General features: G+C 43.6%; 19 protein-coding genes. 13 read left to right on the top strand and 6 right to left on the bottom strand.

Annotated features, from left to right (window positions below; genetic code table 11):
• The first annotated feature begins 255 nt into the window (after nt 1-255).
• The 5 genes from ACI2JM_RS03905 (at nt 256) to ACI2JM_RS03885 (ending at nt 6818) form a co-directional block, all read left to right on the top strand.
• Complete coding sequence (locus ACI2JM_RS03905; RefSeq protein ID WP_404642264.1) at nt 256-1965, top strand: TolC family protein; 1710 nt, start codon at nt 256-258, stop codon at nt 1963-1965.
• A gap of 210 nt (nt 1966-2175) precedes the next feature.
• The gene (locus ACI2JM_RS03900) at nt 2176-3042 is read left to right on the top strand and encodes a YihY/virulence factor BrkB family protein (protein WP_404642262.1); all 867 of its coding nucleotides are present in this window, start codon (nt 2176-2178) and stop codon (nt 3040-3042) included.
• A gap of 48 nt (nt 3043-3090) precedes the next feature.
• The gene (locus ACI2JM_RS03895) at nt 3091-4275 is read left to right on the top strand and encodes an HlyD family secretion protein (RefSeq protein ID WP_193009347.1); all 1185 of its coding nucleotides are present in this window, start codon (nt 3091-3093) and stop codon (nt 4273-4275) included.
• A gap of 3 nt (nt 4276-4278) precedes the next feature.
• Nucleotides 4279-5616, top strand: a complete 1338-nt coding sequence (locus ACI2JM_RS03890; protein WP_404642260.1) for an ABC transporter permease — start codon at nt 4279-4281, stop codon at nt 5614-5616.
• Nucleotides 5616-6818 carry an ABC transporter permease gene (locus tag ACI2JM_RS03885; protein WP_404642258.1) on the top strand — a complete coding sequence of 401 codons (1203 nt, stop codon included), beginning with the start codon at nt 5616-5618 and terminating at the stop codon, nt 6816-6818. Before ACI2JM_RS03890 ends, ACI2JM_RS03885 begins: the two co-directional genes overlap by 1 nt.
• 130 nt (nt 6819-6948) lie before the next feature.
• Here the strand turns inward: ACI2JM_RS03885 and sthA are convergent, their stop codons facing one another.
• From sthA to ACI2JM_RS03870, 3 genes are all read right to left on the bottom strand, one after another.
• Nucleotides 6949-8598: a Si-specific NAD(P)(+) transhydrogenase gene (gene sthA / locus ACI2JM_RS03880; RefSeq protein WP_045452107.1), complete on the bottom strand. Its 1650-nt coding sequence runs from the start codon at nt 8596-8598 to the stop codon at nt 6949-6951.
• Between the two features lie 81 nt (nt 8599-8679).
• Complete coding sequence (locus tag ACI2JM_RS03875) at nt 8680-9084, bottom strand: DUF4377 domain-containing protein (protein ID WP_045446913.1); 405 nt, start codon at nt 9082-9084, stop codon at nt 8680-8682.
• A 139-nt stretch (nt 9085-9223) separates the two neighbouring features.
• The gene (locus tag ACI2JM_RS03870; RefSeq protein ID WP_045446910.1) at nt 9224-10120 is read right to left on the bottom strand and encodes a pyruvate, water dikinase regulatory protein; all 897 of its coding nucleotides are present in this window, start codon (nt 10118-10120) and stop codon (nt 9224-9226) included.
• 594 nt (nt 10121-10714) lie between these two features.
• Here ACI2JM_RS03870 and ppsA point away from each other — a divergent pair.
• The 6 genes from ppsA (at nt 10715) to ACI2JM_RS03840 (ending at nt 16212) form a co-directional block, all read left to right on the top strand.
• Complete coding sequence (gene ppsA, locus ACI2JM_RS03865; RefSeq protein ID WP_201559772.1) at nt 10715-13099, top strand: phosphoenolpyruvate synthase; 2385 nt, start codon at nt 10715-10717, stop codon at nt 13097-13099.
• Nucleotides 13100-13228: 129 nt separating this feature from the next.
• Nucleotides 13229-14224 (top strand): RDD family protein, encoded by a 996-nt coding sequence (locus ACI2JM_RS03860; protein ID WP_404642254.1) that lies wholly within the window; start codon nt 13229-13231, stop codon nt 14222-14224.
• Nucleotides 14225-14505: 281 nt separating this feature from the next.
• Nucleotides 14506-14910, top strand: coding sequence for a 30S ribosomal protein S6 (gene rpsF / locus ACI2JM_RS03855; protein WP_045446907.1), 405 nt, complete (start codon nt 14506-14508; stop codon nt 14908-14910).
• A 16-nt stretch (nt 14911-14926) separates the two neighbouring features.
• Complete coding sequence (gene rpsR, locus ACI2JM_RS03850; RefSeq protein WP_010198808.1) at nt 14927-15157, top strand: 30S ribosomal protein S18; 231 nt, start codon at nt 14927-14929, stop codon at nt 15155-15157.
• Nucleotides 15158-15183: 26 nt separating this feature from the next.
• Nucleotides 15184-15693 (top strand): 50S ribosomal protein L9, encoded by a 510-nt coding sequence (rplI, locus tag ACI2JM_RS03845; RefSeq protein WP_045446903.1) that lies wholly within the window; start codon nt 15184-15186, stop codon nt 15691-15693.
• A gap of 270 nt (nt 15694-15963) precedes the next feature.
• Complete coding sequence (locus ACI2JM_RS03840; protein WP_055124252.1) at nt 15964-16212, top strand: hypothetical protein; 249 nt, start codon at nt 15964-15966, stop codon at nt 16210-16212.
• Nucleotides 16213-16289: 77 nt separating this feature from the next.
• On the opposite strand, the gene ACI2JM_RS03835 is transcribed toward ACI2JM_RS03840, so the two are convergent.
• From ACI2JM_RS03835 to cobT, 3 genes are read right to left on the bottom strand one after another with little or no spacing between them, the layout of a single operon-like run.
• Nucleotides 16290-16841: a histidine phosphatase family protein gene (locus tag ACI2JM_RS03835; protein WP_404642250.1), complete on the bottom strand. Its 552-nt coding sequence runs from the start codon at nt 16839-16841 to the stop codon at nt 16290-16292.
• A gap of 31 nt (nt 16842-16872) precedes the next feature.
• Nucleotides 16873-17733, bottom strand: a complete 861-nt coding sequence (gene cobS, locus ACI2JM_RS03830; protein WP_404642248.1) for an adenosylcobinamide-GDP ribazoletransferase — start codon at nt 17731-17733, stop codon at nt 16873-16875.
• Nucleotides 17733-18785 (bottom strand): nicotinate-nucleotide--dimethylbenzimidazole phosphoribosyltransferase, encoded by a 1053-nt coding sequence (cobT, locus tag ACI2JM_RS03825; protein ID WP_404642246.1) that lies wholly within the window; start codon nt 18783-18785, stop codon nt 17733-17735. Before cobT ends, cobS begins: the two co-directional genes overlap by 1 nt.
• Before the next feature lie 226 nt (nt 18786-19011).
• Between cobT and ACI2JM_RS03820 the strand changes: the two genes are divergently transcribed.
• Entirely contained in the window at nt 19012-20370 is a 1359-nt protein-coding gene (locus ACI2JM_RS03820; protein ID WP_055124256.1) for a GntP family permease, read from the top strand.
• A gap of 20 nt (nt 20371-20390) precedes the next feature.
• Nucleotides 20391-21527 (top strand): glycerate kinase, encoded by a 1137-nt coding sequence (locus ACI2JM_RS03815; protein ID WP_404642244.1) that lies wholly within the window; start codon nt 20391-20393, stop codon nt 21525-21527.
• Nucleotides 21528-21561: the final 34 nt, after the last annotated feature.

The following is a 21561-nucleotide window of genomic DNA, read 5'->3' as shown; positions in this document are numbered from 1 at the left end:
ATGTTATTATTTGTCTTAACAACCGACCTCTAACATAAAATCATGGCTTATTCAACGCACAGTAAGCAAATACTGAGCATTGACCCGTCACTATTGTGCCACTACAGTGTAGCGCTTGTTATCCATAACAAAATGTTGGCTTCTGTTAATGGTTGACCATATTGAACTGTTTGGACAGGGTTTGACCACAACAGTTGATACTTTTTTGCCTAACTCTAAAATACTTTGCATTCTAATTAATGGCTTATGTGACTTATGAAATTTGCTTTATCGACTCTGTCTACTGCGGTGATGACGATTACGTTCATGGGTCTAGCGGCACCTGCTTTGGCAAGCCCTACTGATCATAATATCGAGTCACCGAATGAGGTCACGGCCGTTGCAGTGACGCAAATTATCGACTCTGACACTCAAAACAGTACTCAAAGCAGCATTCAAGACATCGCTCAAAACAGTACTCAAAAAAATGAGATTCAAAATAAAAGGTCAACGACAGATACAGACATGGGTCAAGCCGAGCAAAAAACAGGCTTAACAACGCTTATCGATCCCATAACCCATAAAAGTATTGATAATAGCTATCCATTAGCAGTATCTAGCCTGTTAAGCCTTGAGCAAGCTCAAAATATCTTATTACAAGTGTCACCGAAATTGGCCGCCAATCAAGCGGCGATTGCTGCTAGTGAATATCAAACGGATGCGCTCAAAACCTTGGACAATCCATTGGTGTTTGCCCAACTATCAGCCAACGCTTACAACTTAGACGCGGATCTTGACTTATCATCATTGAAAAACGGTATTGTTAATGACGTTAACAATGGTGTCGATAATGTGATTCCGCCTATTCCACCGCTACCAGATTTGCCGAATTTTGGTGAATTGGTCGGCGAGCGTATCCCAGATTCTTATGAGTTAAAGCGCTCAGGCTCAACGGCTGGTGCAGGTCTGGGCGTGGTTTGGCCCATCTATACTGCTGGACGTACCAACGCTTTGACAGGTGCTTCCAATGCCCGTACCCAAGAAGCCGTCGCAGACAGTCTATTGGATAAAAACGAGCTTTATAACACCCTGATTGAGCGTTACTTTAAGGCACAGCTGGCCATCATTGCCGCTTATTTACGCGAAGATGCTTATGATACCTTGCAGCAGACTGACCATATGGCACAGCGGCTTTTTGAAGAAGGTTTTATCTCACGTGTTGATCGCTTAGAAGCACAATCTGCGCTTGCCGATGCAAAAAGTGAGTCCGTCAATGCCAATAACGATGCTCGCCTTGCGATGATGGCTTTACAGCGGCTATTGCGTACCGACTATCGTATCAAACCCACGACACCGTTATTCGTCTCTAGCCGTCCTTTACCCGATGTAAACTATTTTCAAAATTTATCACTCACCAATCACCCAGGTCTACAAAAAGTCGCCGCCAAACGCGCACAAGCTGAGCAGCTACATGCGCTATCAGATACTGGTCACAAGCCTACCGTCATGCTCTATGGCTACGGACAAATTGAAAAAGACCCCAGTTGGGTAGCCGGTATATCAGCCAGCTGGAAGCTGTGGGGTGGTCTTGATAAAAATGCATCACTCGCATCGAGCAATGCCAAAATACGCCAAGCGGATCTGTCTGAAATCGAAGTCAGTGACAATTTATTATTACTGGTCGAAAAAAACTGGCACGATGTTAATAATGCCCAATCTCGTTATCAGGCATTACAAAGCAATGTAGATCTGGCCGCAGAAGTATTGCGTTTGCGCCAGTTGGGGCTACAAGAAGGTGTAAATACACCGATTGAGGTAGTCCAAGCACAAACGCAGTCGCTTAAAGCACGTACTGAACAAGCGCAAGCTGCGAACAGTTATGTACAATCGCTGGCCGCACTCATGCAAAGCTGTGGTACGCCTCTTGCCTTTAATGCCTATCTTAATGCTGCTGATATTCGATTACCGACTTTGTATACTGAGTAATGATTTAATTTGAAAATGATAGATAGTGTGGATAAGCGTTTATATAGTTGATTCAATTTGAAAGTATGACAAGGCAGCTGAGCGAAGAGGTATATTTGATACCTCAAGCGAGGTTAACGCCGCAATACTATTACAGTAGCCTGACCATACTAATTATCATGAAGCTGTCAATAACCATACTATTGCTAACTCTATTGTGAATACTGTTTTATGAAAAACCCGACTTCTAAATTAATAAGTAACTGGCTGCAGCCTTCATTAAAGACGTGGCGTATTGCGAACAACTCTAATGTTTGGGCACACTGCGCGAGCGTGGGATTTTTTGGTTTCTTATCAATTTTTCCAGTAATGGCGGTATTTGTACTGCTTTATGGTCTCGCGTTTTCACCAGCTGAGATGCAAGAGCAAATCTCGATTTTGCGTCCCTTTATACCCGATACGGTGTATGAAGTCCTCAATTCACGCCTAAGCGCATTAGTCTCTAATACCACATCCGCGCTCACGTTCAGTCTTGTCGTATCGACCCTACTCACCCTTTATGCTGGCTCTAAAGGTGTTAAATCTTTAATTATTCTAATCAATCTCGCCTTTCATATCACTCAAGAGCGCAGCTTTATACAAGGTAACATTTTAGCAGTCAGCTTAACCTTTGGCGCGGTAGTAATCTTGATTATAGCGGTCTCTTCTATTGCTATTATTCCTGTAGGGGCAGCCTATTTCCCCTTCCCGCAAATAGCTAAAACGATTGCGCTTTGGAGCAGGTGGCCTATATTGGCTGGTATCATATTTTTAAGCTTTTTAAGCCTATATCGCCTAGCCCCAAACCGTGACGCCGTCGCGCTAAAAAAACTGGTGCCAGGAGCAGCTCTGGCGACCGTTCTTTGGATTGTATTGTCTGTGCTATTTTCGATTTATGTGCAAAACTTTAATAACTATAGCGCTGAGTTTGGCGCGCTTTCAGCTGCCGTGGTCATTATGCTTTGGCTTTATTATTCAGCATTTATCGTCGCTTTTGGTGCGATTTTTAATTCTGAAGCCTTAGAAAGCGCCAAACCTTATGCTGTACGAATGTACTAATAACATACCCTTTATCCTCAATTTTGCTGCTTTAGGAATCTCACTGTCATGACTGAATCTACCAACGAATCAGACGACTCGCGCAAGTTAAACGACTCAGAGCAATCTACCGACTCAGTCAATAACCATAACGATCAAGCAACTGATGCTGAAAATGAGCAAGCAGTGCCTACTTATAAGCGCCATGCAGAAAAAGCGGATAAATCTGCCATGATAAAAAAGGCACTTCTGGCGCTATTGGTTCTGATTGTATTAGGCGTTATTGCCTATGGTCTATATAAAAGCAATCAGCATAGCGAACCTGAAGTCGTGACTTTGCAAGGGCAGATGCAGATGCAGCAAACCTCCATCGCTGCAAAAGTGCCGGGACGTATTGCCAAAATTTTGGTCACAGAAGGTGATGCAGTGACAGTCGGGCAACAGCTGATTGAAATGGACTCGCCTGAGATTAACGCAAAAATCAATCAAGCGCTGGCTGGCAAGCAAATGGCACAAAGTCAGTTAGATAAAGCAGAAAATGGCGCCCGTCCACAAGAGATCGCTCAAGCAAAAGCGGCATGGCAAGCCAACAAAGCTGCTTCTGATTTGGCAGAGAATACTTACCAGCGTGTCAACCGCCTTTATGAAGAAGGCCTTATGGCACGGCAAAAACGCGATGAGGCGTATGCGCAATATCTGGCCACTCAAGATCAAACTGAAGCGGCGCGCTTGCAATACGATTTGGCAAAAGAAGGCGCACGCAGTGAAGATAAATCAGCGGCGACAGCGCAAGTAGCGCAAGTCGATGCGCAACTAGAAGAAGCACTAGTGGCAAAAGAAGAAGCCAATTTAAAAAGCCCTATTGCAGGCATTGTGGACAATGTCATTGTCAGCGCGGGTGAAGTCATCGGACAAGGCGTGCCTATCTTGACGTTGGTCAATACCGATGAGCAGTGGGTCGTACTTAATGTCACCGAATCCTACTTAAACCAGTTTGCGATTGGTCAGCAATTTACTGGTACGATTCCTGCGCTGTCATCAGCAAATAAGCCTTATACCAAACAGTTTACCGTTTATGCTACGTCAACATTGTCTGACTTTGCCACTTGGCGGCCGACCAATAATGATGATGGATTCGATGTACGTACCTTTGAAGTAAAAGCACGTCCGACGACTCCCGATGCACGTATTCGCTCAGGTATGAGCGTTATTGTACGCGTCAATCCAGCACTTACTAATGCAAGCCAAGAGTAAGCCATGCACCCGATGAAGTTAAGTAAGGCTTTTTTACGTAGTGCTGCCTATGAGCGACGGTTTTTGACCAAAAATCCGTGGGACTTTAGTATGGTGGTCTGGATACCACTGGCAACCGTCCTACTGATTTGGTGGATATTTTCACAAACACAGATTACGGATTTGCCCATTGGGGTGATAGACCAAGACAATAGCCCGATTGCCAATACCGCGGTACGCTATTTGGAAGCCAGCCCTACTCTAACGGTTAGACAACTTTATTACTCAGAGGCTGAGGCAAAAGCGGCTATTTTGCAGCGTGATATTTACGCTATTGTCATTATCCCTGAAGATTTTTCTCGGCATATTTTATCTGCTGAGCCTGCTCCATTAATTTTACAAGTAAATGCTCAGTACGGTACACATTCGGGCATTATCCAAACCAGCGTTCAAGCGGTCGCTGGGACGTTATCGGCAGGCGTTGAGATACAACGCTTGGTCAAACAAGGCATGGCACCGTCGCAAGCTGCGATTGCTTACTCACCGATTGGCATACAGCGTATCAGCCTGTTTAATGCAGCCACCGATTATCAGCAGTTTTTGGCTTCAACGGTCATACCCGCGCTGCTGCATATTTTAGCGATGGTGATCGGTGCAACGACGATTGGTCGTGAGCTGCGGGATAAACGACTCGGCCACTGGTATCGCTTTATCAGTACAGGTCATCCTAATTTGACACGAATCACACAAAACGAGTCAACATCAGGGCAAATATTAAATGCCGTAGAAAACAACCATAACATGAGCAAAAATGATCAAATCTCTGTCTCTAGTCATGCGAATGAAGATATGACGGAAAGTGCAAACGTTTTAGTATTATTGTTTGGTCTGTTAGGCAAATACTTTTGGCCGACATTGGCCTTTAGCATTTGGGCGATGTTGGCTCTATGGCTTGCCACGCCGCAAGAATCCGTTGCCATGAGCTCAGTGCTTGCAACTTATGCTGGTTTGATATTATTAATAATGCTATCGTTTTGGCTGGGTGCTATCTTTACCTTAGGCTCATTCTCATTACGCATGGGCTTGTCTGCTACTGGTTTTATTTCAGCACCTTCTTATGCCTTTGCTGGTGTGACCTTTCCTTATATTGCTATCAGTGACAGTGCTCGGCATTGGTCAGATGCACTGCCACTCACTCACTATCTAAAACTGCATATTGCACAATTACAGATGCAAGCGCCTGTTGCTGTTTCATTGCCGATCGTCTATGGTCTGGCTATTGCCACGACGATTGCGATGAGCTTGACTACTTTATTAACCAAACGCGCGCTGGCGCATCCTGAACGTTGGGGGGCGCGCTAATGTCATTACCACCAAAAGACCATTTATCTTCGACAACGTCAGATTCAACCAAGCAGTCTTCAACACCAAGTTTCTTAGGTAGTTTTTTACAGACCATTAAGGACATCTTTTCTGATAAAGGTGTGCTATTACTCTTACTGATTGCCCCTATTATTTATGGCTTCTTTTATCCTTGGCCGTATTCGACAGAAGTGGTCAACCATGTACCTGTTGGTATCATTGATAACGACAATAGTAATCTATCACGAACCATCGTTCGCTATGCGAGTGCCAGTCCGCAGTTAGACACTCAGCTTTTTCTCAACGAGCAGCAGGCTAAAGAGGCCATATGGTCAGATGAAATCGCTGGGTACATGGTCATTCCAAGTGGGCTTGAGCAGCAAGTACTATCGGGAAAAGCAGCGAGCGTCAGCGTATTGGGTAATGGCGGCTACTTTCTGTTAAATAAAAACGTACAGATGGGGTTTTTAAAAGCAGTCAGTACGGTATCAGCAGGGATTGAAGTCAAAAAAAATGTGGCACAAGGTGCTTATTCAGCAACAGCGGCTGCTAATACTCAAGCGGTACCATTAGTAATTATCCCTCTATACAATCAAACAGAAGGTTATGGCGCTTACGTGGTGCCAGCGGTCTCTATTCTAATTTTGCAACAAACCTTATTAATCGCCACAGCGATGCTGATTGGTACGTGGTATGAGCAGCGGCGACATGCGACGAGTATCCGTGGTTGGCTTGGGCGAATTGCTGCGCTCAGTATGTTTAGCTTCATTATTGGCTGCTTTTATTATGGTTGGACATTTGAGCTACACCACTATCCGCGCGGGCAAAACATGCTTGGCAGTTTACTGTTCCTTCTGTTATTTTGCCCAACCGTGGCGACACTTGGTTGCGTGCTTGGACTCTGGTTTCGCCAGCGCGAACGTAGTATGCAAATCCTAATTTTTAGCTCACTACCGATGTTTTTTGTCAGTGGTTATCCGTGGCCAGCAGATCAGCTGCCCATAGTTTTACAAATCATACGTTGGTTCGTACCCACGACACCGGGTATCAACACCTCCGTCCAGCTTAATCAAATGGGGGCTAGCATCTCCCAAGTTTCTACTGGATTTTATGCACTAGCCGCCTTATGGGTATTTTACTTTGCGCTACTTATGTGGGTGCGCTGGCATGACGCGAATAAAGCACTTAAAACGGTGTCCTAAAGCAAAAGACGATTGCATGTCATTAGCGCCTGCCATCAATAAAAGCCAAATCGATGATCCTGAATCAAAAAAAAGCGCCTGCTAACATAGCAGACGCTTTTTTATTTCTAACGTTTCAATATTCTATCACTTAAAAAACACGATTAAGACCATTTAATGCCGCCACACGATACGCTTCTGCCATCGTTGGATAGTTAAAAGTAGTATTCACAAAGTACTCAAGTGTATTATTACTCTTACACTTCATCACGGCTTGTCCAATATGGATAATCTCTGATGCATGGTTACCGTAGCAATGGATGCCTAAAATCTCCAACGTATCACGATGGAACAAAATCTTTAGGACACCTGAGCGTTCACCAATGATTTGTGCACGTGCCAAATGCTTGAAGAATGCTTGACCCACTTCGTATGGGACTTTTTCGTCGGTTAGCTCTTGCTCAGTTTTACCGATACAAGAAATTTCAGGAATCGTATAGATACCAGTTGGCACGCTTGACACTGGTTCCGCATCGCTATCACCAACCATAAAGGCCGCCGCACAGCGTCCTTGGTCATAAGCGGCAGAAGCCAAAGATGGCCAACCAATCACATCGCCTGCGGCATAGATATTTTCGATTTCAGTACAATAGGTATCATCAACTTTTAATTGACCACGGCTGTTTGCTTTTAGACCAATCGCTTCTAAGTTTAAACCTTCCGTATTACCTGAGCGACCATTTGACCAAAGAATGGCATCAGATTTGATGCGCTTACCACTCTTTAGATGCAAGACGACATAATCGTCATGCGTTTCAAGATGATCAATCTCTTCGTTACTACGAATCAGTACGCCAAATTGTCTAAAGTCATGCGCGATAGCATCGCTAATCTCGCTATCGAGATAACTGAGCAATTGATTTTGGTTATTAATCAAATCAACCTTATAACCAAGACCCGTAAAGATAGAGGCATACTCACAACCAATCACGCCCGCACCATAGATGATAATTTTTTTGACCACATAATCCATTTGCAAAATTTTATCAGAATCAAAAACGCGCGGATGGTTAAAGTCTAAAATTTCAGGGCGATAAGGACGACTACCAACCGTTACGATGGCTTTATTAAAGGTAATGGTTTCAAAGACATTATCATCGGTTTCAACACGCAAAGTATGAGCATCAATAAAACTTGCCCAACCTTGAATCACTTCAATGCGGTTGCGTTCATAGAATCGTGTGTGCGTACTAACCTGATTGCGAATGACTTTTCGGGCATTGGCAAGCACTCTATTTAGAGGAACTTGCTTGTACTCCATCGCCTTGGTAAACATAGGATCACGGCGAAAGTTAATGAGGTTGAATACCGATTGGCGCAGTGCTTTACTTGGAATCGTACCCACATGGGTAGAGTTACCACCTACCTGATCACGTGGATCAATGACCACCACTTTTTTGCCTGATTTAGTCAGCTTCATAGCCGCCGCTTCGCCAGCAGGACCTGCTCCTAAAACGACCGCATCATATTCATACTCGTGGTTATCGCCTTTTAAGCGACGTGAATCTTTCGTATAACCAGACTTGATATCGATTCGCGTGTCATCGAGCGGATTAATAAGATCAGGATGGTGCATGACATCATCAGTGACCTGCTCATGGGTTTGTTCAATATTTTGTTTTTTATTTTTGCCTTCAGTATGTTCAGGATTCGGCACGCGACCGCTTTCTTTATTCGATACTTCGGTATGAATGTCTTTACCAATATCATTGGTCGCGTCGCTTGGTTTTTTAGTTCCCATCGTGTCCTCTTTACATTTACTTATTTATTTGATTTTTAGACTGTGTATGAATCAATAGGTGCTTGAGTCAAAACCACACGACTAAGGCGTGCCCACCATACGTTGTGACACAATATTTTGCAGTGTCCAATGCCCAGTCGCGCTTTTCTGTCCCTCGTCAATCTGCGGACGCGCACTAATCACATATTCTGTGCCAAGGCTTGGTTTAAAGTCATCAATCCAATCATAAGGTACCTGAAACACGCTGCCATCTTTGCTTGATTTGGCCAGTAAACACTGCATCGGTAATGCCGAGGCGCAGGCCACACGATTGGGCATAATTGTTAGCGTTTGCGCTTCACCCAATACAATGGTTGGGATATAACGTGGCTCAGGCACTGGCTCACGTGAAAAAGGTGACGTTTGGCAAGCACTCAGTAAACTGACCGCACTCAGCAAGCTGGCCAATAATAAAGGGGTCTTGCTAGACTTATAAGATGAACTCATAATATTCTCTATGTGATAATCAGATGGTATTAAATGATGGTTATTAATAGTGATGCTTTAAATAATGGTTCTTTTTTGAGCAATCGTTATTGCTAAATCGTTAATTGCTTCAAGCAATTCATTGATAGCTTATATTTTATTAGCCGATACGGCGTTTGAGACCCGTCATCTGCAAGATGCGCGTAGCGATTTCTTCAACGGACATCTCAGAAACATCAAGACTTGGAATACCATGCGTGATATAAATCCCCTGTATCGCCCGCTGCTCCTGCTGACATTGCTGATAGCTCGAATAACGACTGCCCGCACGGCGCTCTTGACGGATTTTCACCAAGCGATCGGTATCGATCAATAGACCAAACAGCTTGTCTTTGTGCTCGCGCAATGCTTTTGGTAATTGATTATCGTACAAGTCATCTTCGGTCAAAGGATAATTTGCTGCTCGAATACCGAACTGTAAGGCTAAGTATAAAGAAGTCGGTGTTTTGCCTGAACGTGATACGCCCACCAAAATAATATCGGCCGCATCGTAATGACGCGTACGCGCACCATCATCATTGTCTAAAGCGAAATGCACCGCGTCGATACGTTCTTTATAAGTCTCAGAATCAACATCGTCGTGTGCATGACCCGAATGTCCGTCAGGCTCTACACCTGTTTCTTCAGCGACACGGCCAATCAAACCCTCATACATATCCAAGTTACAGCTTTGGGCAGAATTGATCTTTTCACGAATATCAGGGTTAACAATCGTATCAAAGACCAATGGCAACAAACCATCTCGTTGATACGCCATGTTGATTTGCTCAACAGCGTCTTCTGCACGCTCTAAGCTATCGACATATGGCAACACTCGTGTTTCAAAAGGTACTGAAGCAAACTGACTCAAGATAGCGCGGCCAAGTGTCTCCGCGGTAATCGCTGTGCCATCTGAGATAAAAAAAGCGGTTCGAACGGCTTGAGAGCTGTCTAAGTTTAATGCGTTGCGATTTTGAATAGTGGGATTCAGTTGTTCAGCTGGATTACTTGAGTACATAACGTTGGCACCTCGATTGAAAACACAATGGTAATCTTCATTTGGCTTTTATTTTTGATCGGCTTTAGACTTGATTTTCAGACGTAATTTTCGTTTTGTATAAGCGCTAATATTGCACATTTATATCAGGATAAACCGCTACTATTGATGCTCTACATTATACGCATAATAGCGGCCTAATAGAAATCAATGTTACAGGCGTACACTTAGAAAGCCACAGTGTCCTTAATCTTATCATGCCGATTAATAACCATTATTGTGCTGATTGGTTACTCATACTAGCGCAGCATTACCTGCTATATATAAAGGCAGATATTATAAGAATATCCTAAAGTTCTTCTGTTATTTATTTTAAACCCTCTATTTATTAACCGATTTATAAACATATCTTGATAATTAGAGTGATCTTTACTCGCATTTTTACGTCATCTCAAAAATAGAAAAATGAATAACCTTCTACTAATTATGTAGCAAAGCCCACAATTTGTATCTTTTTGACAAAAATATTGGTTCAACCCCTCGAAATTCTCCAAATATAGCGGTATAATTCACCGTTATAATCTTTACTAAATAACCTTATTTTCTGGAGTTATCATGGCAGCGCAATCTACAGCACTTGTAATCAATCTTGATCAGCTAGGAAAAGACGACATTGAAATGGTCGGCGGCAAGAACGCCTCATTAGGTGAAATGATCAGCCATTTGTCTGATTTGGGTGTTAGTGTACCAGGCGGCTTTGCCACCACTTCAAATGCATTCAACCGTTTTTTGAACGAAACTGGCTTGCTTGACAAAATCAACAACGAACTAAAAACGTTAGATGTTGATGATGTCAAAAAACTTGCAGAAACGGGTAAAAAGATTCGTACTTGGATTATTGAGCAAGAGCTGCCAAGTGATCTTGAGCAAGAAGTACGTCAATCGTTTGAAACGATGAGCGGCGGCGAAGACATCGCGGTTGCTGTGCGTTCTTCTGCTACTGCTGAAGATTTGCCAGATGCCTCATTTGCGGGTCAGCAAGAGACATTCCTAAACATTCGCGGCATTGATAACGTCCTAATTGCAATTAAAGAAGTATTTGCATCTCTTTATAACGACCGTGCCATCTCTTATCGTGTACACAAAGGTTTTGAGCATGAAGGCGTTGCATTATCTGCTGCTGTACAGCGTATGGTACGTTCAGAAACTGGCGCGGCGGGTGTGATGTTCACGCTAGATACCGAAAGCGGTTTTGATCAAGTGGTCTTTATCACCTCAAGCTATGGTCTAGGTGAAATGGTTGTACAGGGTGCGGTTAACCCAGATGAATTCTATATTTCTAAGCAATTACTAGCCAATGGCAAACCATCGGTGATTCGCCGTAACCTAGGCAGCAAGCATAAGAAAATGGTTTATGGTGATGAAGGTAGCACCACTAAATCAGTAAAAACTGTCGATGTTGAAAAGCAAGATCGTATGCAGTTCTCATTATCAACTGAAGAGCTAACCTCTCTTGCTAAACAAGCCGTAACAATCGAAAAGCATTATGGCCAAGCGATGGATATCGAGTGGGCAAAAGACGGCGATACCAACGAAATCTTCATCGTTCAGGCGCGTCCAGAAACGGTTAAGAGCCGCCAAGACAGCAATGTTATGGAACGTTATATCATCGACACGACTAACGCTAAAGTATTGTGTGAAGGTCGTTCAATCGGTCAGCGTATCGGTTCAGGTAAAGTCCGTATCGTTAGCAACTTAAATGAGATGGACAAAGTACAGGAAGGCGATGTATTAGTATCAGACATGACGGATCCGGATTGGGAACCAGTCATGAAGCGTGCTTCTGCTATCATCACTAACCGTGGTGGTCGTACGTGTCACGCAGCGATTATTGCTCGTGAACTAGGTGTTCCAGCCATTGTTGGTTGTGGTAATGCGACTGAGCTATTGGTTGATGGTCAAGACGTCACTGCTTCTTGTGCCGAAGGTGATACTGGCTTCATTTATGAAAGCCAAATCGACTTTGAAGTACAGACCAACTCTGTTGAGTCTATGCCAGAGCTTGCCTTCAAAGTAATGATGAACGTTGGTAATCCAGATCGTGCCTTCTCATTCACGCAAATGCCAAATGAAGGTATTGGTCTTGCGCGTTTAGAATTCATCATCAACCGTATGATTGGCGTGCATCCAAAAGCACTACTGAACATGAACAGCTTACCACGCGAAATTGCCCAAGCCATCCAAGAGCGTATTGCTGGTTATGCGTCACCGGTAGATTTCTACGTGGATAAGTTGGTCGAAGGTATCTCAACGCTAGCCGTTGCCTTTATGGATCAGCCAGTTATCGTTCGTATGTCAGATTTTAAATCAAACGAATATGCTAACTTGCTTGGTGGTAAATTATACGAGCCATCAGAAGAAAACCCAATGCTTGGTTTCCGCGGTGCCAGTCGTTATGTGTCTGACAACTTCCGTGACTGCTTTGAGCTTGAGTGTAAAGCACTAAAACGCGTACGTGATGAGATGGGCTTGACCAACGTCGAGATTATGATTCCATTCGTTCGTACCGTTGGCGAAGCCAAAGAAGTCATCGAATTACTTGAGAAAAACGGTCTAAAACGTGGCGAAAACGGTTTACGCGTTATTATGATGTGTGAGCTACCAACCAACGCCCTATTGGCAGATGAATTCCTAGAGCACTTCGATGGTTTCTCAATCGGCTCTAACGACTTGACTCAGTTGACCCTTGGTCTTGACCGTGACTCAGGTATCGTCTCACATCTATTTGATGAGCGTGATCCTGCGGTTAAGAAACTATTGACCATGGCGATTGATGCGTGCCGTAAAGCAAACAAATATGTCGGCATCTGTGGTCAGGGTCCATCAGACCATCCAGATCTTGCGTTCTGGCTGATGGAACAAGGTATCAGCTCAGTGTCGTTGAACCCTGATTCTGTACTAGATACTTGGTTCTTCTTAGCTGGTGAAGAAGCGAAGTAAGCCCTAACGTTCAGTCACAGCAGTAATTCACACAGTCATTAAAGAAACAATGATTAGGGGCTATTTGAAAAATGTTAAATAGACCCTAATATTATGTATCATATATAGTGACTTAAGATATGACTAACTATGCAGGCAATTATGCAGATTTTCCTTGCTCGAAATAACGTACAAGCTGGTCCTTACAATTTGGAGCAGCTGAATATCATGTTGGCATCTGGTGAAGTACTGCTGGATGATTTGATGTGGCATGAAGGCTTAGACCAATGGCAGCGTGTCGGTAACTTGACCAATAATCAAACGGTTTATCGACCTACCAACCTTGGCAAGCCTGAGGTTAATGACTCTATTATCAATAATGTAACTGTTTTTCCTGAAGACAACGCTAGCAATAGCTCGGATAGCAAATCAGTTTCATTAGATAGATTGTATGGCAAGCCTGAACGTCCGAAAGACACGGATAAAAATGTGAAAGCTGACATGACCACCAATCGTCAGCAAACACCCCACAATAATGTGTCACTAAACAAGTCTAATAGCAATCAGGCTGCGTCTAGCAAAGACAAAGTCGTCGGCAATGTGGTACTTGCACCGATTATGTCGCGAGTATTAGCAACAGCCATCAATGGACTACTCTATCTACTGGCTATTTTTCCGCTAGTAATGGCATTGACAAAAATGGATGTGGATTATACCAAATTCCAAAATATCCAAGACATGGATGCGGCTTATCAGTATTCAATGACACTGATGGAGAGTCTTCCTAGTAGCACATTGATGATGTCGCAAGTCATGGTATTTGGCTTATTTGCGCTGCAATTGGTATTTATCACACTGCGTGGTCAGTCACTCGGTAAGCTGATTACGGGTATTCGCGTGGTGGATCAAACCACCCATCGGTTGCCCTCTTTTACTAAGCTTATTGGTGTGCGTACTTTGTTATTGTTTATTATTTATAACTTATTGTTTTCGTTCACCAGCTTCTTAGGGTTCGTGATTATTGCTATTCATTATTACATGGCATCAAAAAGCCCTGAAAATATCGGCTGGCATGACAAATTGGCCAAAACTTTGGTGGTAAAAGCAGATAGCCGTCAGTTAGTGAAAGAACCAAAAATAAAATAGCTTGTTTATTAACAATCCATCTTATTGTTTTGATAAAAAAGCAGCGTGATATCGCTGCTTTTTTATTAACCGAGCATTTTTAATTATTGTTATAATTTATTAACGGTGGCTCAGTGATTAACCTTTGTGTTAGTTGCTAAGTACTGTTATAATACGGCGCTTTATAAACTAAGCTTATTTCTTATTATTTATTCATAATAATAGCTAGAAATCGGGCTTACCTTATAAATCTCCTTGCTATTAACATAGGGTTAATAGCTACTAATCCGTAAGGAGTCATAATGCGACATTACGAACTGGTGTTACTTGTACACCCAGACCAAAGCGACCAAGTGGTCGGCATGGTTGAGCGCTACATCAAGTTAGTTCAAGACAACAACGGTGTTATCCATCGTTTAGAAGATTGGGGCCGCCGTCAATTGGCATATCCAATCAACAAGATTCACAAAGCTCACTACGTTCTTTTCAACATTGAAACTGACGGTGAAACTTTAGCTGAACTTGAAGAATTATTCCGTTATAACGACGCGATCATTCGTAGTCTAGTTATGCGCCGTGACGACGCTGTCACTGAAGAGTCGCAGTTAGCCAAGAATGCCGATGAAAAACGCGCACGCAAAGCAACTACTCGTCGTCCAGACAGTCGTGAAAACGATAATGACGACAACGACAACAGTGAAGACTAATTAAAGGAGAATACTCATGGCACGTTTCTATCGCCGTCGCAAATTCTGCCGTTTCACTGCTGAAGGCATCACTCACATCGATTATAAAGATGTTGAATTGCTAAAACAGTACATCAGTGATAATGGTAAAATCGTACCAAGCCGCATTACCGGTACATCTACTAAATATCAGCGTCAACTAGCTACTGCTATCAAGCAAGCTCGTTATTTATCGCTACTCCCATACACTGATAACCATCAGGGTTAACCGTTAATTTTAACTAGGAATGACTCATGCAAATTATTTTGTTACAGCGTATCGTCAACCTTGGTAAACTCGGTGAAACTGTCGATGTGAAACCAGGTTACGGACGTAACTTTCTTATCCCTTTGGGTAAAGCACTACCTGCTACTGCAGCTAACATTGAAAAGTTCGAAGCACGTCGTGCCGAGCTTGAAGCTGAAGAAGCCAAAGAAGTAGCTGTTGCTCAAGAACGTGCTGATGCGCTAACTGACGTTAATGTCATTATGCGTGCTAAATCAGGCGACGAAGGCAAGCTATTCGGCTCTATCGGTACTCGTGATATTGCTGAAGCATTGACTAACTCAGGTCTAGAAGTAGACCGTGCTGAAATCAAGCTTCCTGAAGGCACTTTACGTCAAGTTGGCGAATACAATGTTGATATTCAGCTACATCATGACGTTACCGCTACTATTCTAGTTACCATTCTTTCTGAAGATGGCGACAATGAAGAGTCAGCAACAGAAGTTGAAGACGAGAACGAAGATTATTCAGAAGAGTAATTTTTTGGATATCTAGATCTAGTCTAAAAAAGCCGGTAACGTCACGTTGCTGGCTTTTTTGCGTTTTGCTATCGCGTTTAATTTATGATTTTATCAGGTATCTTGTGCAGTGATATATTCTAGCAACTATTTGTAATAAATAGCTTGGAAAGCCTATACTTAACAATAAGATACTACCTATAAAGTCATCTTTATTATTGTCACCTGAGTTGATATGCTCGTTGTATTTGATTGATAGATTTTATTTAAATAACGATAGGCTGCAATGACATGATAAATACTGACGACAAATTACGATGTACCCAAGGCAATCACTTTTATAGCGAAGGTGAAATTTATAAGGTGGGCAGAATCGTTAATAATAAATACTTTCAAATCCTAACCGATAATGATGCAGACCATTGGTACGCAACACTGGATGATAGAGGCATTTATGTGAGCTTTGATTCGAACCTAGGATTAGCAGAAAACGAGAGAGCCTATTTTGAAAAAATCGATGAGCTACAAGCTGAAAGCTAACAACCTCCTAAATTATTCAAAAGTACTCAAAAGCATTCAAAATTTAAGAACGGTCAACATAATGGCCGTTTTTTTAATTAAATATCAATACGATTACAGGACAGATATGCGACAGAGCGCGGCCACTCAGCGGCTGTTTTCGGCACTTCTTGGTCAGCAGCCATTATTTTGGCCGCATTTATCCAGCCTGCATGACCGATGACTAATACTGGGCTATCTTTTTGTTCAGCTGAAACTTTAACCAACCAACCTTCAACACGCTCGAATAGCTGCTGTAAGCTCTCTCCATGACTGGGCGCAAAATGTGCAAAATTATTACACCACTCATCAATCTCTTGCTTGGTGATTTGCGCCCACCGACATCCATCCCATTCGCCAAAATGAATCTCAGCCAATTCAGGTGCGACTCGACACTCAAAACCACGTTGCACTAATATTTGCCCGACTTTTAGTGAACGTTGTAAGGGGCTGACCCAAATTGTTTTTGGTAATTGATGCAAACGCACAAAGCGCTCGATTTTATTGGCAAGACGTTTCAACTTACGTTTATCGACGCCGATATCAGTTTGTCCAATACAAATTCCTTCAGTATTCATCGGTTTGGGATGACGCCAAATATAGAGAATCATGAATGAGTATGGTCCTTGTTGACGATTTGATTTAAATAAAGGGTATAGAAGCAGCCAGTCCGATATAAATAGCAATTTCACTAAGCTGCTGTGTGGCACCCAAGCCATCGCCCGTGTAACCATCCAAGCGCCTGCGCAATAAACGTCGCATGTAGTCAGTGGCTATCAGCGCCAATATCATGGCTAACAACCATTGAGCAAGCCCAATCTGCTGCATCATATTAGGGAATATAAGTGCGACTAAAATAATAGCCAATATTAGCCAGCCACTGCTATATAGCCCTTGTATTGGCGTCAACTTCTGCGCCATCGGTTTGGCTTTTGCGTGTTCTATCTCTCCACCATAAGGCAGTAAAGACAGCAGGCTAATGCAAAGTAAACGCGACGCGGTATGTCCTAGGATAAGCGCGATGACAGCCATCGTTAAGGGCATTGAGGCAAGTAAGCTAATTTTGAGTAATAGCGCCGACACCAAACCTAATACACCATAAGTACCTAGGCGCGAGTCTTTCATAATAGTCAGTGTGCGCTCGCGAGTCAGACCACCGCCGAGACCGTCACAGCTATCCGCCAGACCATCTTCATGAAAAGCCCCAGTGAGCTTAATTCCAAAAGCTGTGCTCAGCACTGCAGCAACTAGCGGCGTAAATAACAGACTGCCAAGCCAAAACACGCCAGCACAGAGTAAGCCAACCAGTAAACCGACTGCGGGGAAATGGCGGCTACTCTGATGCAACCATTGCGGATCATAATGCTTAAATGATGGTACTGATAATCTCGTTAAAAATTGAACGGCGACCAGTAACAATATCCATTCATGCCTTATAAATTGAGTAAGATTTCGTCTAGGCGAGGATGGCTGATTTGATGAATTGTTTAATGATTGTGACATCAGTTGTTTTGCTCACTGATACCGGCGTCACTAAAGCTTGCCATCTCATTGATAATGGCGCAAGCGGATTGCAACAATGGATACGCGAGCGCAGCCCCGCTACCCTCGCCTAAGCGCATGCCCATATTAAGTAAAGGCTCAGCATTTAGTGATTTCAATAAATGCGCGTGCCCCGGCTCAACAGAGTGATGAGCAAAGACCGCGTATTGAGCAACACCGGGCGCTAGGCGTTCAGCCACCAATAATGCGCTACTGGCAATAAAACCATCAATCAGGAGAATACGCCGTTCACTAGCAGCCTGAATCAGCGCACCCGCCATCATGGCAATTTCAAGCCCGCCCAATGCAGCGAGTACATCAAACGGTGCTTGTGCCTGTTGATGACGCTCTAATACTTGCGTCAAAATATCCGTCTTATGCTCTAATCCCGCATCATCAAGCCCTGTGCCGCGACCAATACAATCAGCAAGTGGTACATCACCCAATCTCGCTAGCAAGAGACTCGCCGCCGAAGTATTACCAATACCCATCTCCCCAACAATCAACAGATTACCCGCTAGATTCTTGACGACTTTCATGCCGTTTTCTAGCGCTGCTAAACATTCTATTTCTGTCATCGCAGGCTCTGTTAGCGCGTCTCGGCTACCATAGCGAACTTTATAATCTAGCAATTTTGGATGAGGAGCAAAGTCGGCATCCACCCCAGCGTCAACAACCTTTAGCTCAATATTATGCTGGCGTGCCAGTACATTGATGGCGGCACCACCTTGCAAAAAGTTATGAACCATTTGCGCAGTGACAGCACTAGGAAACGCTGACGTACCATGCTTAGTCAAACCATGGTCTGCCGCAAACACTCGTATTTGCGCTTGCTCAATATGCGGTGTGATCGTTCCTTGAATCATGCCCAACTGCACAGCGAGTGACTCTATTCGCCCAAGCGCGCCCAGCGGCTTGGTTTTTAGGTCTATAATCTGCTGTAGCTGCAGACGTAATTCATCATTTTCTATATTGGCTATAGTAGGCGCGGTAAATATGGTCAAGGTAGGCATCCTGATAATGGTACATGTGAAGCAAAAAGCACATACTAGCAGAGTATCTAAGCTTTACCATGAATAAAATAAAATATGAGCCGAATAGATTCCCTAGCAACTTGGATTTACTATAGAATATGCCCCTTTAAAAATCCATATACCTATTGATGCTGCTATTAATGAAATAATAGCTCAGTAGCAGCATCCACAATTATCGCTATCAACCCTACATGTAGAGACAGTAATGATCGTATTTTGGCTTGTGCTGACCATTCTTTTTATTATTTTTGCCACAGCAAAGTTAAAGTGGCATCCTTTTTTAGTATTGATATTATCAGCCTTTTTAGTAGCGCTATTTTACCAAGTGCCGCTTAATACTGTTGCTAAAACCATCTCGGATGGCTTTGGCGGTATTTTAGGTTACATCGGTCTGGTTATTGTCTTCGGTACTATCATAGGGCTAATCCTTGAAAAAACAGGCGCCGCCATTGTAATGGCAGAAACGGTCATCAAAGTTTTGGGACCTCGCTTCCCTACTTTGACCATGTCTATCGTTGGTGCTGTGGTTTCAGTGCCAGTATTCTGTGACTCTGGCTATATTATTTTAAACTCATTAAAAGAAACATTGGCCGAGCGTTTACACGTATCCAGTGTGGCGATGAGCATTGCCTTAGCGACAGGCTTATACGCAACCCATACCTTTGTACCACCAACCCCAGGTCCAATTGCCGCAGCAGGTAACTTAGGGCTAGAGTCGAATTTAGGCTTGGTTATTATGGTCGGTGTGGTGGTGACAGCGGTTGCTGTATTGGCTGGCTGGTGGTGGTCTAATCGCTTTTTGAATGTCGCTCCCGACAATATCGACGCACTGGACGCGCCAGCAGCAACTTTGCCTGAAAACATGAAAACACGCGACGACTATAGCAGCATGCCGTCAGCAACAATGGCGTTTTTGCCTATTATTGTCCCTATCGTATTGATTTGCTTATCGTCTGTTGCGAACTTTCCAAGTGCACCATTTGGCAGTGGCACGTTGACAGATATTTTAGTGTTCATCGGCAATCCACTCACGGCATTACTGATTGGTTTATTCTTGTCTTTCTTATTGATTAATACTGAACAAAAAACGCAGCAAATTAGCGACAGCATCTCTCAAGGTTTGGTCGTAGCCGCGCCTATCTTATTAATTACTGGCGCAGGCGGTGCATTTGGTGCCATGCTAAAAGTGACACCAATCGGTGACTATTTAGGTACGACATTGTCTGCGTTAGGGCTTGGTATTTTTATGCCATTCATTGTCTCTGCTGCGTTAAAAACGGCACAAGGTTCGACCACAGTCGCCTTGGTCACCACCTCTGCGATGATCGCGCCGTTATTGGATCAAATTGGTCTCGACAGTGAGCTTGGTCGCGTATTTTGTGTGATGGCCATTGGTGCAGGTGCCATGACTATCTCGCACGCCAATGACAGCTTTTTTTGGATCGTCAGTCAGTTTAGTCGTATGAGTGTGGCGCAGGCTTACAAAGCCCATTCTATGGCAACGGGTATTCAAGGCGTGACCAGCATCGTCTTTATCTGGCTATTAACCTTGGTATTTATTTAAAGAGATTCAAAGAGACATTCATGAAAATTTTAATTGCTCCCGACTCATTTAAAGAAAGCTTAGACGCACTGGATGTTTGCCACGCCATTCAATCTGGCTTCAGCCAAGTGTTTCCAGAGGCTGATTATAAGCTACTGCCGATGGCTGATGGCGGCGAAGGCACCTCTGCGGTACTGTCTTATATATTGGGTGGACGCTGGAAAGAAGTAGTGGTCAATGATCCACTGATGAGATCGATAACAGCAAAGTATTTGTTATTGCCTGACGCTACGGCTGTCATCGAAGTTGCTCAAGCGTGCGGATTACATCTATTGACAAGCGGTGAACGCAATCCTGTGATTGCTAGCAGTTACGGTGTCGGCGAGCTGATTGCTGATGCGTTAGAAGAAGGGGCTAAACGTATCGTGATTGGTCTAGGTGGTAGCGCAACCAATGATGCAGGTCTTGGCATGCTAATGGCATTAGGCATCACATTTCACGATATCAATGACACTCTACTCACTCATGGTGGTGGTGCACTTGCCAGCCTACATAGGCTTGATAATATAAATCTTCATGCAAAGGTATTAGACACAGTATTTGAAGTTGCTTGTGATGTGACCAATCCATTATGTGGTCTTTTGGGTGCGAGCGCAGTATTTGGTCCACAAAAAGGCGCTTGTCCAGAGCAAGTAAAAGCTTTAGATAAAGCACTCAGTCACTTTGCCACCATGTGCGGTCATCACGGTTATGAGGACTGCCAACATGTCGAAGGCGCTGGAGCAGCTGGTGGTCTTGGCTACGCGATGATGACATTCTTTCAAGCTCAGCTAAAATCAGGCTTTGACACAGTTGCTGAGGTGGCTCATTTGTCGAAGCATATCGCAGAGGCTGATCTCGTTATCACTGGCGAAGGTAAGCTTGATGCGCAGACAGCCATGGGTAAAGTGGCAGGTGGTATCAGTCAAATCGCCAAGGCTAGCCATACACCTGTTATCGCTATCTGCGGCAGTGTTGACGGACTCAAACCTGCGCAAACTAGCCAGTTCGAGGTCATCATGCCCAGTATTCAAAAAGTAGATACCATCGAAAACGTACTGAGTCAGGCTTATGACAATATTGAAACCACGGCTGTAAATATTGCTGCTGCTATGCGCTTAGGTATTAATATGAGATAGATGTTTTTATCATTTCAAAGCAGAACAGAGCCAA

Origin of the sequence: Psychrobacter sp. NPDC064578 (genome assembly GCF_044901245.1) — a bacterium.
GTDB classification, from domain to species: domain Bacteria; phylum Pseudomonadota; class Gammaproteobacteria; order Pseudomonadales; family Moraxellaceae; genus Psychrobacter; species Psychrobacter cibarius_C.
The sequence above is the reverse complement of the archived record's forward strand: the minus strand, read 5'-3'. Positions and strand labels throughout refer to the sequence as shown.